The organism is Aeribacillus sp. FSL K6-1121, assembly GCF_038003725.1.
GTDB classification, from domain to species: Bacteria; Bacillota; Bacilli; order Bacillales; family Aeribacillaceae; genus Aeribacillus; species Aeribacillus composti.
The window spans coordinates 583,221-597,567 of record NZ_JBBOPS010000001.1 but is presented as its reverse complement, the minus strand read 5'-3'; the positions used below and the strand labels follow the sequence as shown (position 1 = coordinate 597,567).

Below are 14,347 nucleotides of genomic sequence, written 5' to 3'. Positions count from 1 at the left end.
CATCCCTCCGGCTATAAATAGTAAAATCTAAAGTCAAACTCTATAGTCGCTCTACTAGCGCCATAAATTTGAAAATCATTCCAACCAGGCGACAACTCGATAAATCCCTTATTCGTTTTTCGCAAAAAATTAAGACCGTTTGAAGTAATAGACGGGCCGTCTATTACGATTGTTTGCGCGCTTGAAACAGCTTCATTTACACGGAAAACTGTTCCGTTTGTAAGGTTACGTAACTCAAAATAACCAGTCGAGTCTACAACTTGTTTTATCGTAATTTTTAAGTCTTGTTGGAACGGATGAATAGGCACGTTTCCAGCGTTGTAAATCCGAAAACTAGTTCCAGTATGCGTATATTTTAACGCTTCATCCTCGGCGATCAACCCCATACCGAACCCCCACAACTCGTCATCGGCGTTAATTCCGTTTTCTTGAATGCCTTGTGTTGTGCCGATGGATTCGGCGAATGGTAGATCGGTTGTTTCAAACGACAACTCACCAAAACCGTATCTATACGTTTGTTCAATATCGAACGAATTTACCAACCGTACTAAATACCGTTTGCCCCCGACATACTTATTGTCGCCGACCTGAAAAATATCACGTCGCAATTCGCGAACATAAAAAGGTTCCGTATCTACCGTCAACTCGAACAGTAAGTCGCGAAGCAACGGAAAGTCGAGTAGATCATTCGCTTTAAAGTAAAAAGGCACGCTAATTGCTCGCGTGCCATAAGTAGCGCCCATATTAACGCGCCCGTGACGCCCCTCTATTTCGCTATATGTCGGAAGTATTTCGATTGATCCGACGACAAAATCACGAACGGTTATGTCATAGTCGCTTAATTTAAATGTCTTTCCGTTTTGTTTCGTTATTTCAACGTCCATTAACCGAAATACCTCCTTATCGTAGCATCAACTGCGTTTCCTTCGTTTACATATCCGCGAACAAGATGGCCGACACGTTCTCCGTCCATTACGATTGTCATACCGTCAAGTGACCGTTCTAACCGATCAATCGCAGCCGCCAGTATTTCGTCACGAGAATCAACGTTGACTGTTCCGTTTACTGCGCTAGACAGCGAACCAAAAACGCCTGTAGGTGTCGAGTAAGCAAGCGACACGCTTGGTACCTCAGGCGTCATCCACTCTGACAATTTTTCCGTTGTTTTGACGACTTTGTTGCGCATAGATTCGATACCCTTAACGACACCCAACGATACAAATTTAGCTAATCCGATCATAACGCGCGATGGCGAATGTATGCCAAGCGTTTTCTTGATCGTTTGGGTGATTACGTTAGCGATCGATTTTGTCGTGCTTTGTAATTCGCCTTTCATACTTCTCAAACCGTTGATTAAACCTTGTACCGTACTTTGACCGAGAACGCGACCGCTGTTTCGGAATGAGCCGAGTTTTGCAACGTCAGTGCCGATCTTTTTCAAATTCGCGATCCATTCCGATCTTGCCTTTTGAATTTCCGCTTTCGCCGCTGCTGTTAGATTCTTGATTTGTTTTGCGAGAGTTGCTCTCTCACCTTCCATTTGGATATTTGCTTCTTTTGCGGCTAACGCGTGTTTATCTCGCCATGCATTAACGTATTCATTGAGCATCGTTTTCGGCATATTCGCAATCGCGTTAATTTCGTTTGCTGCTGACACGCCCATTGCTCGAAGCTCGTCAACAAACGCTTTAGAAACGCCCATTTTTTGTAGTTTTTCAAGATCGGCTTGAAACTGTTTCATTTGGGCGACCTGGTTTTTCAAATCATGAAGTAGTTTTGCGGGATTAACTCTTTTTGTGTTGACTGAATCAAAAAGACCGACCTGATTGTAAATCGATTCAGTTAAACTAATTAATTTTTCTTGAAAGTCTTTCTTCGCGGCGTCTATGTCTTTTTTCAATTTATCGTTTATTGATTTAACCTTGCTTAAAAATTTATCATTAGCCGATTTTACTTTCGTGTTTATAGAGTTTATTACTTTCGATCGTTCTTCCGCCTGCTTTTTGATTAATTGATTCGCCTGAAAAATTTCGCGACTAACCTTCCTAGCTTGATCTCCTGTCAATTTATAGTTTTTACGAATCTTCTCAAGTTCTCGAATATACGTCGATGCCGAAATCTTTTTCGTATCGAACTTTACTTCGAGATTTTTAATTGTTTCCGATACTGCCTTCGACTGTACTTTCGTCTGATTTTTGACATATTGGTTTGCTTGATAGATTTCACGCGCAACTTTTCGCGCTTGGTCGCCTGTTAATTTATAATTTTTGCGAATTTTTTCGAGCTCGTTAATATAAGTCCTCGCAGAAATCTTTTTCGTATCGAATTTCACTTCGAGGTTTTTAATCGCTTCCGAAATCGCTTTTGATTGCGATTTTGCTGCGGCAACAGCCGTTTTAGTCGAACGCTTTATACCTTCTGCGACACCAGTACCAATATGACGCCCAACTTCATCGCGCATGACACGAGACGGCGAGTGTATGCCGAAAAAACTTTTAATCGACTTTAAGATACTGTCTGTAAATCCGCCGATTTTTCCAATTATCCAGTCTTTAACGGAATTAATACCGTTCCACAAACCTTTAATTAAATCTGCACCGACATTAAATATGTCGCCAACTTTGTCGCCGATAGCGCCAGCCAATTTCTTGACCAAATCCCAACCAAGCGACAGCAACTCCGGAATTAATTTCGTTATGCCGTCAAGTAATGCAAGTAAAATTTTTCCTCCTGCTACTAGTATTTTCGGCAAGTTGTCGATTAACGCGCCAACCAGCTTTACAATGAGCGTTAAGCCTGCGGCAAGTAATTGTGGCAAAATCTTCATGATTCCTTCGATTAGCGCCATCAACACCTTAATACCCGCGTCAATAATTTTCGGCAAGTTATTGATTAACGCGCCAAATAATGCTAAAATAAGCATGATTCCGGTGTTAATTAACTGTGGTAAAATCGAAATAATTCCGTTAATTAGTGCGTCAAGTATTTTAATACCCGCGTCAATTATTTTCGGCAAATTGTCAATAACCGCCTGTACAATCGTCAATATAATTGATAATACTGCGTCAATAATCGCTGGTAAAAGCGTAATAATCCCATCAATAAGTGCAGTTAGTATTGTGGTTCCTGCTTTAATAATACTCGGTAAATTTTCGGCAATCACGCTTAAAATTGTCGTGACTAACGTCAAAATTGCCGTGACAAGCAACGGTAATGCGTTAACAATTCCGTTTAATAGGTTCGTCAATACGGTTACGCCCGCTTGAACAAATTGTGGGAAAAACTGCGCAATCGTCGTTATCAACGTTGTTACAATCGTGAGAACTGCCGGCAAGATTAACGGAATTGCCATCGTCAATCCCTCGATTAGTTTCGTCAGCACGCCAACGCCCGACTGCACAAACATCGGCAAATACGCAGTTATCGCGGTTATGACATTAGTTATGACCGCTGTAATACCGTTAAGTAGTGCCGGTAAATTCTGTTGCATACCTTCGGCAATTGCCGGAAGAAATCTCGCGCCGGTCAAAATCAATGCTGGGATACCGCCAACTAAAAAGCCAATAATCGTTGGCACTAGCTGTCCGAACATTTGCGCCACCCCGCTAAAGTCGCCACTAAATGCTCGCGATATAACATCGGCTACACTTTCGAAAAATGGCGCAACTTTGGTGTTTACAAGTTCGATGAATACGTTTTTTAGTTTCGTCAGTACTTCGCTTGCTTTTTCTACGCCGACAAAGAACGCCCCTTTAAGCGTCGACCCGATTTGATTAACCGAGTTTCTGAATGGTTCCGAGTGTTTGTATAACGCAACAAACCCAGCAATTAATGCGCCGAAGGCAATAACAGCAAGGCTAATCGGGCTCGTTAAAAACGCGAACAAGCCGCCAACTACTTTTAATTTTCCGCCTAGTTTTGTGAGATGTGGAATCAAAGGCGCTATTGACAGAATAAACAGACCAATTCCAGCGACAACCGTTCCCACAACGGCAATAAACCCAGTCAATGTCGCAAGCACTAACGCCGAAACCGAAATAAACTTTTGTAATTTCGGTGGGGCATTGTTGAACGCCTCAATTAATTTAGTTATCCATTCCACCAAGCGTTGTAGGATAGGCGCTAAATGGTCGCCAATTATTATTTGCATAGTTTCGAACGCGCCGCTCATCTGCTCAATTGCGCCACCGAGTCCGCCCATCATTTGTTTTGCGGCTTCGGCAGACGCTCCTGCGGAATTTTCGAGCGACTCCGTCATGGCGTCGATTTTTTCAGGGCCTGCCGCAATAAGAGCCATCATGCCCGACACTGCCTCCGTACCAAAAATTGCAGCAAGTGCCGACGCCTTTTGTGCATCTGTGTAACCCTCCATACCCTTACTAAGGTCGCCAATAATATCACTCAACGACCTCATGTTTCCGTTTTGATCGGTGATGGATACACCTAATTTATTAAGCTCGTCCGCTGCTTGTTTCGGAGGATTAACTAAACGTAATAATGCCGCCCTTAATGACGTACCCGCTTGTTCTCCGGCGAGTCCTGCGTCGACCATAATCCCGACTGCCGCTGTTACACTTTCAATAGAGTACCCTAGCTGTGCGGCAGGGCCAGCCGCATATTTAAAAGCATATTGTAAGTCCGCAATGCCGGCAGCGGTGTCGTTAGCTGACTGCGCCAGTATATCCGCCACCCTACTAGCATCCTCCGCTTTAAGTCCAAATGCATTAATCGCACTAGATACGGTATCTGCCGTCAACGCCAAGTCCTCGCCAGACGCTTCAGCAGCTGCAATTACACCGGGCATAGCAGCAATTATCTGATTTACGTCGTAGCCTTTAGCCGCCATCTCCGACATCGCCACTGCAACCTCTTGCGCTGATTTCGTCGTGGACGCGCCTAAATCAAGCGCAGTTTGTTTCAACTTATCGAATTCGTCGCCTGTTGCGCCAGCAATCGTAGCCGCCCGTCGCATGGCGCCGTCAAAATCGACTGAAGTCTTTACGGCTTGTTTCAGCGGTAGGGAGATTCCGGTTGCAATCGCACCAAAGGACATCGCAATTCCTCCACCAACATCGCGCATATTTTTACCAAAACTTTCCACGCGACTGCTGAAGGATTGAACTTCTTTACCAGCCTTCGCCATTCCGCTACTTAAGTCGCTTATATCCGCGCCTACTTTGACGAGAATATTTTCTTCCAAGCCGTCACCCCCTCCGTTCTGTTGTTAACGTCGAAAGCCACGCGTTGATTTCATCAACTTCTTTTCGCCGTTCATTTATCGTCTTTTTATCGTGATTTTGTTCATTAGGCCGCTTGAACAAATCCGTTAATTTCGGTCGTTTTTCACGATGTGCTTTTTCGATCATAAGCGCCTGAATTGCCATACGCTCATAATCGTCGTATCGTCGTTCATTTTCCGCTTTCATAAGAATCTCAAATTCGCGCGGTGTTAGCGATTCTATTTCGTGTGGTTTTAGCGATAAATAACGCCAACCGTTAAATATAACCTGTTCGTATTCGTCGTTTATTTCAGAAGCTGTTCGATTGCTTTCTTCGCTTCTTTGTTTTCTTTCAGTAGTTTGTCTACCGTCTTTTTGTAGAAAAAACTATTCGTAACAATTTCGTTAGACAATTTAACAATTCCGTCGAGATCGAGTTTTTCGTTTTGAATTGCTTCGTCAATTGCTTTTTCAACGTCCTTCAACGCGAAATTTTCGCCAGTGTGGAACAATGCGGCGTGAATGATGTGTGGGAAAGTGTTGAGGTCGCCCATAATCGCTTTTCCGATAACTTCAAACGAACCACCTTCGAATAAACCATTTAAGTATTTAACGCTTTCAAACGTTAACTTCAATTCGTACTCTTTTCCATTTATTTCAAAACGTGCCATACGTTATTACCTCCGTCGTTATTTTAGTAAAGAAAAGACGGGCGATTGCCCGCCGTTAATTAATCAATAGTTGTTGCTCCTGTTGGAACTTCCGTCAATGTCTCATTCGTTGTGCTTCCGACAAGTGTCGCTTCAAACGAGAATGTTGCATTTTCTTCGTCAGGGTATTCGAATTCAAGCGAAGAAATCATGTATTTCCCGACTTCCGCTTCTTTCGTATCAACGTTAATTTCTAGAATTTCAGCAAATTTCTTGTTTTTAATGCAATCTCTCAAATGTTCAAGCGCAGGATCATCTATCCCAACTAAGCCTTCGAAAGAAATCGTTTCAGTAACGGATCCATAGTCTACTCCGTCAATGTCCTTCGTATTTACTTCAATTTCGTCAGCTTCGTACGAACGTCCGCCTGTCGTTTGATAAAGAACGCGCAAAATTTGTTGTTGAGACATTTCATCAGTAAAACGGACTGCATAAATAATTTTTTCACCTTTCAAAACCGCCATTTATTCGTCACTCCTTCGTTTTTGTTTCGATGTTTTGAACAAACACGTCAAAATAAACACGGTGGTATTGAGATTTTTCTGTGATGTCATCTACCGGCATAGGAACGATACGCTCGACAGTGCAATTAAAAAAGCCAACCGATGGAAATCCCGGCTGGCTTGTGTCTAACAACGCAAAATCGTCGTAAAGAAAAATTTTACGTACATTTTCTTGTAATTTCGCCCGTTCTGCCGCAGTTCTTGCGAATAATCCGACTTGAAAACGGTATATCGTTTCGACTGCTTCGCGTTGTTTCGCAAGTATTGTTATATCGTCTTGCATTTGTTCAATCGTTACATACGGCTTTTGCGTTTCGTCCGGCAACGTCACGCCGTCGAAAATCCAAATAACGCGTAAACCTGTTTTCTGCTCTAGGTGACGTAGGATTGACGCTTGAATATCGTACTGCAAATTCGTCACCCTTTCGCTATTCTATTTCGTATTGCTTCGCGGTATTTCGTTCGATTATTCCAAATCGCTTTGCGTACGAAACCTTTTTTCGATTTATGCTCGTATTCTTGCCGTGTTGCATACGGCAAGTTTGAACCCCACTCCCACGCAATACCTTCGCCTTCTGCTTTTTGCGGCGATGACGAAATCGAATTTTTTAACGCTCCGGTATCAACCGGTGCCATTTCTGCGGATTCACTCGCCATTTTCCTAGCGTAAGTTTCCGTTATTTTTTCGAGATCACGTTTCGCAGGCTCTCCGCCTGTTTCGGCGAACTTTTTTAATACATCGTCAATCCCGAAAACTTGTACGTTGAGTTTGCGTGCCATTACGAAATCACCCGCCCTAATACTTCAATACGATTGATTTCGCCGATACCTTTTTTGTCGGTAGCGAGAATCTCGTACTGCTTGCCGTCATATTCAATACGCTCAATTTTATCGACAATATCGGCAACGTCATCAATCGTAATCGATAGCCAAATGTCGCCATCTTCGACTTCTATTCCGTTTTCCAATCGTCGATCAGCGCCTGCTCCGGTTGCCGAACTTATTTCGGTGACTACGCTCTGTACCGTTCGAATTACTTCCGTTTCTCCAATCGGCTCGTTCGTAAACGGGTCGCGTTCGGTAACGTCCTTGTACTTTACGATGATTGTTGACGTGCGATTCGCAACCAGTTCCATCCGATTCGCCTTTATCCATGCTGAATCATATTCGGTTAGCAACGTAATCACCTCCTACAAATATTCGTCTTTTAGAACCGGAACAATGAACGCTGAGCACTGCGGGTGTGGCGAGTAAATTTCGGTATCAGTCGGTTTGAAAATTCCGCGTCCTTTGCCATATCGATCTTCTCGTGCTAACTCATAGCAACGGTGTTGCTGATGTCGAGGGTGACGGCTTCCGTTTTCAACAATACGCACCCAGTCCGCAACCTCGCTTCGTTCAATGCTCATGGCGTTGGCGGTGCGGTATGCTGTATTGGCTTCGGTTATAACTAAGCGTCTAATCATCCACGTTTGATTATCGACAATTTGACGGATATTCCGTATCATCGTGCTTACTGATTCGCCACGTATAATGTCCGCACGCAGTTGCGTTGCAATAACATCACGAATTTCGCCCGACACGTTCCAAATACGATCGGACAGTTTTAAACCGTCATCGGCAACTCGTGATGTCACGGCTTCGACGACATTATGATTTATTTGTGCGACACCTGCTGAAATCAGTGCGACACCTATAACCGCTTCCGTTGCATTGTTCGATTGCTCGATTGCGAAACCGGCTGATTCTTCGATTATGTCGTTTAGTGCTGCCGTTCCGTATTGACGTAGTTGTCGCTCGATCGTATCTAGTTCGCGCAACAATCGCATAAGACGTTGTCGTTTGATTGTGCCGTCGCTTTCGGCAAAACCGGCTAACAAGTCGGCAATATCGCTGCGAATACGGTTGATTTCCCGTATGGCAAATTCGACTTGCTTTTCGTTGAGTTTACCGTGTTCGGCGGCGATGCGACGAAATAATTCGTTTAGTTCTGTTTGGGCTGTCATGATCTATCAATCCGTTTCATAACAAAAAAACTAGAGCCACTTTTTCGCGCTTTTTCCACTTCGTACTGTCCGCGAATGTCTTGCGCTAGTTTTCGATACTGTTCAGATATGTTGGATTTGTCGACCGATTCCTCGCCGTCCTGGTAAGAAAAATAATGCGCGGTAGCTAGAGCAATTTGCCAAGCGCCTTCGGCTTGTGCGTAAAGTAAAATTAAATTTGTATCAGATTCAGGAACATTGCTTGATGACGCAAAGCCATGAACCTGCATCGCGTCATCAACGAGTTCATCTGCGTCCGTTAATAAAAAATTTGGAACGCCTTTAAACCGTCGTAAAAGTCGCTCGGCAAGTTCCGCCTTTGTCGTCATTAAGCGTTCCCTCCTTATTGTTTAGACGTTGTGCGCTTTCTAGTTGCGGGCTTTTTCGGCGCTGACGAACCTTTTTCACCCGTAACCTCCTGCGCAAGAATACGAACGTAGCCGATTTTTTCGAGATGTTTCGCGCTACGTTCATCTATTTCGATTTTTGAGCCGGGTTGGTTGCCGTCTACAACCGCCCCGACTACTTCAACTAGCTTTTTCATTATGCTTGTGGCGTGAATACGTCAGCGTGGAAGATTAGTCCTGGCGCTTCGATTGCTGGGAATCCAGCAGCCACCGCGCGTAAAACGGATTGAATTGGCTCTTGCTTGTCATATGCTTGCAACACAATTCCCGGTTGGAAATTGTTTTCAACAGTTGGGCCGAGTAAGAAATTACCGACACCTTCGCTTAACATTACAACGCGATTTACTGGGAAATATTCAACCACTTCATCGTCGCCAGTGTAAATGTTTTTAACCGTTACTTTGCGGTCAGTAACAATCTGAATCGGAGGCAACCCAAATCCGTCAAGTACCGCGTTTAGTTCTGCTTGACTTACGCGAGTAGAACCTTCTGGACGACCTGCTTCCGTAACGATCACTTTGTTCCGCAATAATTTCGCTTGAACTTCGCGACTCATTAGAATAACGTCTGGTGATTTTCCGTTAGTATTTTCGTAAATTTCAACCCAATCTAATAAATCGGCGATAACATCACGATCGACGTTATCCCAATCATTAGGCGATGTTAGTGCGATTTTGTGTTCGGATGGAATACCGAAATCAACGTTAACTTTTACGCCGTTTTTGTTATATGAGAAGTTACCTTTCGCTAATGCTTCCATCTTGATTACGCCGATACGACGTTGAATTGCTTGAACGAGATCCACGCCTTTAAGCGCTAAACGCTCAACCATCGCAGCTTTTTCGCCATTATTACGCGCTTGGTTTAACGCCAGTAATTCTTCCTCTGTCGCGATATATTTAATACCCATTTTCGCGATTTCGCCCATTTTGGACGCTACTGCATCGCGGTCAACAACCGGAGGCTCTGAACCGTATCCGATCATCGCACCGATGTGTTTAGATTTTTTAATGATGTCATACGCGAAAGTATTCGAATAGATTTCTGCGTTCGGTAAGAAACGGTCGCCTAACGTTGGTTCAGCCTCTTGTAAAGTTTCGTCAACTAAACCGCGCAATGCCGGCTCTTTAAATTCTTCTAAATGTGTAATACCTGCCATAACTCTATTCCTCCTAAATTATTAATTTTTAAGACGCATCCACACCGAAAGCGCCTTTACGTTAAATGTGTTTTACATATCTAATGTTTTTGTTTGCTTCTTTAAAAGCGTCAGTAGCACCGATAATTTTCGCATCGTAAACAGAACCGCGAACAAGAACCTCACCGACTACTACATCGTTTGTGCCGTCAACTTCAACGTTAACATTTAAAATAGCCGGCTCATCGTAACCAGGCTCAAATGTTCCCGGAGTTGTTTCGCTGTACTCCTCGAATTTACCTGTTGTAGTATTACGAGCGATTGCTGTTCCGGCTTCTAGTGTTTTAGAGCCGATAGCAACAGCGTCCAGTGTTGCGCCACCTTCAATAAATTGAAAATGCTCAGACGCTAAAATGTTTTTACCGCTTTTAAACGGCTGCTCAGTGATTTTTAAAGTATAACCTGCCATTTAATGACCCTCCTAATTATCTAATTTTTCCTTTTTCTTTCAGGCGTTTGAATATATTACGCCCGATTTCCGCCGCATCTTTCGGTTTCGGCTGTTGCTTTTCAGTGTTGCCTGCGATTGGGTCAACGCCTACTGCCTTTTTCGGCGGAATATCCGCGATTAATGTTTCGAGCGATGCTTTAAGTTCGTCATCATTTTCGCCAGTTAAATACTTACGGTACCGTTCGATTTGCTCGCTTGTGTAGCCGGCTTGTGCGAGCAATGCGTCTTTTTTCGCGTCAAGCGCACTCATTTTTATTTTTTCAAGTTCCGCTTGCGCTTTTTCGTACAAGGCCTTATATTCGTTTTGTTCTTCGAGTTTTTTACGCTCTGCTTCATCGCGCTCTTTTTCGATTTCCGCCAACTTACGTTTTAACTCGTTGACTTCATCGACTTTTTGTTTAAATCGTTCGTACGGAATTTTGTTGTCGACTTGCGGTTTTTCCGCCTCCGCTGGCGATTGATTGTCGACTTGTTCCGTTTGTTGCGTTTGTTCTTTTTTCATTTCTTCGCTCATGTGATTACCTCCGTTTAACGTCACGCGGACGAAGTTTCGTTATATGGGTCTGTTGTTTGTCTCCGTTGTGCAATTTCGTTAGTAATCTCTTGTTTTTTCGCGTTTACATTTTCGACGCCTAATCGCTGCATTGCTCCTGCCGTTGATTCAAAACCTGCGCTTGTTTCAAGTGTAAGTAATTCGACTAATTCTTTTCGATTGTCCGGTAAAGGTAAAACAAATTTAATTTCGTTGTCATAATCGTCACCAATTAGTTTTACGACTTCTCGGTCGTAAGCGAATACCGGACGATCAACACGAGCCTGCAAATATCGAATTGTTTTCTCGTGTAGTTCCTCTAATCGCGGACCCCACGAAAGCCAATGTTCCTCGGTTTCTTGAATTATGTCGTGAAATAAAACGTGCAATGCTTCGCCATTAAGTCCGCCGAAATTCAATTCCTGCGGAACGATTTGCGGTAAACTAGTTATCTCGTGAAGCGCTGCTTTAACGCGAGCATACTGATCTTTAAACGCCTCTTTCCAACGGAAGCCTGACTCAACCTTTTTAATTTCCGGCGCTCTACTGTCTGCCGCACCGCGAGCCTCAACAACCGCGCCTGGCGCAATCGCCATTTTAGCCGCCGTTCCTTCCGGTGCGTCTAGTACCGCAGTCATCGGGAACATTTCGAACTTCAACGAATCGATTGCATCTTCGTTCATTTCGTTTAAAATGTCGGTTTGCTCTTTCATGTCGTTTACTTCGGAATAATCTACTGACTCGCCTGATAAATCATTGACTGGGAACAGTACAACCGGAATGAAATCGAGTCCCATCGATTGTTTCGGCGTGATTTGCTCGACTAAATCTAGGTTGTAATCATAAACCGCTTCTTCGAGGAAGCACTCGCCATTTTCGAGCGAGAATGTCTGTTTTCGAATAAATTCTTCGCCTGTTTCTTCGTTGTCGATGAACGACACGAAATGAACCGCAACCAATTCCTCGTAATCATCATCGCTGTAAACCGGTACTATTTCGTAGTCGGGACGAAACACCCATTTAATTTTTCCGGTGTTTGGATTAAATACGATTTTACAACCGACACGTCCCGCGATTAAACGATCACGCGCCGCTGCTAGCAACTTTTCTCGCATTTTGTTTTCGCGCCAAAGCTGATATAACAAACGCTCATACGCTTCCGCCCGTTCGTTTTCGCGACGTTGTGCTTCGCTAGGCTCATAGTCTGGTTTTGTCGCTTCTATCGGGTCGTCAATTTGTTTTGGTGTGACGGATATTCCGTGCTTACCGCCCATTTGCCAACGGGCTTTGCGTTTGATAAACGCTTTGAAGTAATTTGTTGCGTACCGCGTCGGGTCGTAGTCGAGACCGGATGGTCGCGGCAAATCCTTCGCCTTGACGAGTTGTCCCGTGTCAGGATGAACGTGCTGCTTCCCGTCGTAATAGTCATAGTTTCGCAATTGCTGATTAATTCGTTGCCACGTTGAGCGCCCTAACGCTTGTTGATACGGCGAAAACAGCAATTCGTCCATACTCTGCGGGCTTAATAAATTGTAATCCGCCAACTACACCACCTCCTTAACGGATATTACGTAAATGTGTTTTAACGATAACGTTCCCGCCTTTAGCTAGCTTATAAGCGTCAGCTAATGCGTCAGGTCCGTCGTCGTGATTATGGTTTGGGTACATCTCAAACATTTCTAACAATAATTTCTGATCTTTTTTGAATCGAATACGCCCTGCCTGAATGTCTGGCAAAAGCGCTTCTATACGCAATGCTTTTCTCGTTTTTTGTTTAACTTTATGGAGCCGTGTGTATGCCGGATAACCGTGTTTTTGTAATTCCTCTTGTAATTTTTCAGCAAACCACTCTTGCGCTTGTTGTGCTTCTACCGCTATTCCTTCGTATTGATATTGTAATGTCCGTTTAACAATTTCTTTTAGTAATTTATTAGGGTTTACACGCTGAATAAATACGTCAATCACATAACATACGCCTGTTTCTCGCTTTTTCGCTAAAGAAATTATTGCGGAATAGTCTCCTTTTTCTTTACCCATCGCAAAATCAACCGCAGCGTAAATATCGCATTGCGCTAAATCAAGATCGCTATCGACATAGTAAGAAAATTTTTCGGGATTGAATATTTGCGATTCCTCGTCGACTGGATTTCCGAGATATTCCTGATTAAACGCCCGTGCGCCGATGTTTTCACGTTTTTCCATGAAATACTTATACGAATACATTTGCGGCCAAAGCACTTCGGTGCCACGAAGCATTTCTTCTTTATTAGCTTCGTAAAATGCGTCGGCTTTGTCTTTCGCTTCCGGGTCGTCGGAGTTATAAATTTTACGCCATTCTTCCCATAAATCCTCTCGTTCACTCCACGATAAGATCGCCGGGAACTTTCGCGAAATGAAGTCTTTACGCTTTGTCAATACGTGATTTAAAAGCGAGTCGTAGTGAACGATTGTACCCATGTATATACACATACCGCCGAACCCGAGCGCCTCAAGCATTTCCGACCGGAACCAGTGCAAGTTTTTTGCGCGAAGTTCTGGCGTGTTCGTGTTTTCGCCGCTTTCTAAATCGTCGAGAATGAAAAGCCCAGGTCTATCGGAAAGGTGGCGAAGCCCGCGCATCTGTGTTCCGATACCTTTCGCTTCGACTTTCGTGCCCGTGGACGTAATGAATTCGTATTTGTTATCGACTTCATTCATCGAAGGCTTCGGGTGTAGCAACTCACCGAAATCTTCGCGAAGTTTTTCGTTGAATTTCAGTTGGTTTACCGTCCATTTAATAAAGTCGCCAGCCACATCGGTCGTTTCGGAAACCTCAACGATATATTTTTGATGTCGATAAACGACTTGGTGACATAAGTATGAGTTCGATAAGTAGGCCGTTTTTGCATGCCGCCGCCCGACTGACCACGCGACATTACTATCAACCTTACCGCTTGTAATTTCGTCAAGCAGCGAGCAGAGCGTTTTGTGAAAGTCCGCCGCGTTTTCCATCGTTTGACCAGCCGGTATCAAGTTCGATGGGTTGCCAGGGTTAAGCTCTTCGGAAAAATATTCGTAAGTAAACCGCAATAAGTTATATTCGCAGTCGTGCACCCGCTCGAGCTTTTCGAGCATCGCCAAGTTCGCTTCCAGTCGATCGAGGTCGTAGTCGGTCGCAACGCCTTTTTCGATTAGCTGGCGCAGTAAATCGTTTTCTTCGTGTAGCTCGTCGATGCGCTGCTGACGTGCAGCGCGGTCGAGCCACTGACCATCAACGTACGCCATACAGCGCACCTCCATTCG

General features: G+C 44.0%; 16 protein-coding genes. All 16 read right to left on the bottom strand.

What is annotated here, in order from left to right:
* Positions 1-11: 11 nt before the first annotated feature.
* The 16 genes from NSQ61_RS03095 to terL all read right to left on the bottom strand — a co-directional run bounded on the left by NSQ61_RS03095 (position 12) and on the right by terL (position 14,329).
* On the bottom strand, positions 12-884 hold the full coding sequence (locus NSQ61_RS03095; RefSeq protein ID WP_340805980.1) for a phage tail family protein: 873 nt from the start codon (positions 882-884) through the stop codon (positions 12-14).
* Positions 884-5,200 carry a phage tail tape measure protein gene (locus NSQ61_RS03090; protein ID WP_340805976.1) on the bottom strand — a complete coding sequence of 1,439 codons (4,317 nt, stop codon included), beginning with the start codon at positions 5,198-5,200 and terminating at the stop codon, positions 884-886. The genes NSQ61_RS03095 and NSQ61_RS03090 overlap by 1 nt, the downstream gene beginning before the upstream one ends.
* Positions 5,201-5,204: 4 nt before the next feature.
* Positions 5,205-5,426 (bottom strand): hypothetical protein, encoded by a 222-nt coding sequence (locus NSQ61_RS03085; protein WP_340805974.1) that lies wholly within the window; start codon positions 5,424-5,426, stop codon positions 5,205-5,207.
* A 98-nt stretch (positions 5,427-5,524) separates the two neighbouring features.
* Complete coding sequence (locus NSQ61_RS03080; RefSeq protein WP_340805971.1) at positions 5,525-5,890, bottom strand: tail assembly chaperone; 366 nt, start codon at positions 5,888-5,890, stop codon at positions 5,525-5,527.
* 59 nt (positions 5,891-5,949) lie between these two features.
* A complete protein-coding gene (locus tag NSQ61_RS03075) occupies positions 5,950-6,393 on the bottom strand; it encodes a phage major tail protein, TP901-1 family (protein ID WP_340805966.1) in 444 nt (147 codons plus the stop codon).
* 7 nt (positions 6,394-6,400) lie between these two features.
* Positions 6,401-6,844 carry a hypothetical protein gene (locus tag NSQ61_RS03070; protein ID WP_340805962.1) on the bottom strand — a complete coding sequence of 148 codons (444 nt, stop codon included), beginning with the start codon at positions 6,842-6,844 and terminating at the stop codon, positions 6,401-6,403.
* A gap of 5 nt (positions 6,845-6,849) precedes the next feature.
* A complete protein-coding gene (locus NSQ61_RS03065; RefSeq protein ID WP_340805958.1) occupies positions 6,850-7,212 on the bottom strand; it encodes an HK97 gp10 family phage protein in 363 nt (120 codons plus the stop codon).
* On the bottom strand, positions 7,212-7,610 hold the full coding sequence (locus tag NSQ61_RS03060; protein WP_340805954.1) for a hypothetical protein: 399 nt from the start codon (positions 7,608-7,610) through the stop codon (positions 7,212-7,214). Before NSQ61_RS03060 ends, NSQ61_RS03065 begins: the two co-directional genes overlap by 1 nt.
* A gap of 12 nt (positions 7,611-7,622) precedes the next feature.
* Entirely contained in the window at positions 7,623-8,438 is an 816-nt protein-coding gene (locus NSQ61_RS03055) for a hypothetical protein (protein WP_340805950.1), read from the bottom strand.
* On the bottom strand, positions 8,435-8,806 hold the full coding sequence (locus NSQ61_RS03050; protein ID WP_340805946.1) for a hypothetical protein: 372 nt from the start codon (positions 8,804-8,806) through the stop codon (positions 8,435-8,437). The genes NSQ61_RS03055 and NSQ61_RS03050 overlap by 4 nt, the downstream gene beginning before the upstream one ends.
* 14 nt (positions 8,807-8,820) lie before the next feature.
* Positions 8,821-9,021, bottom strand: a complete 201-nt coding sequence (locus NSQ61_RS03045) for a hypothetical protein (protein WP_340805943.1) — start codon at positions 9,019-9,021, stop codon at positions 8,821-8,823.
* The gene (locus tag NSQ61_RS03040) at positions 9,021-10,043 is read right to left on the bottom strand and encodes a major capsid protein (RefSeq protein ID WP_340805939.1); all 1,023 of its coding nucleotides are present in this window, start codon (positions 10,041-10,043) and stop codon (positions 9,021-9,023) included. The genes NSQ61_RS03045 and NSQ61_RS03040 overlap by 1 nt, the downstream gene beginning before the upstream one ends.
* Positions 10,044-10,104: 61 nt before the next feature.
* A complete protein-coding gene (locus NSQ61_RS03035; RefSeq protein ID WP_340805937.1) occupies positions 10,105-10,491 on the bottom strand; it encodes a hypothetical protein in 387 nt (128 codons plus the stop codon).
* A gap of 16 nt (positions 10,492-10,507) precedes the next feature.
* A complete protein-coding gene (locus NSQ61_RS03030) occupies positions 10,508-11,047 on the bottom strand; it encodes a hypothetical protein (protein ID WP_340805933.1) in 540 nt (179 codons plus the stop codon).
* Positions 11,048-11,067: 20 nt separating this feature from the next.
* The gene (locus NSQ61_RS03025; RefSeq protein ID WP_340808031.1) at positions 11,068-12,576 is read right to left on the bottom strand and encodes a phage portal protein; all 1,509 of its coding nucleotides are present in this window, start codon (positions 12,574-12,576) and stop codon (positions 11,068-11,070) included.
* A gap of 46 nt (positions 12,577-12,622) precedes the next feature.
* On the bottom strand, positions 12,623-14,329 hold the full coding sequence (gene terL / locus NSQ61_RS03020) for a phage terminase large subunit (protein ID WP_340805931.1): 1,707 nt from the start codon (positions 14,327-14,329) through the stop codon (positions 12,623-12,625).
* Positions 14,330-14,347: the final 18 nt, after the last annotated feature.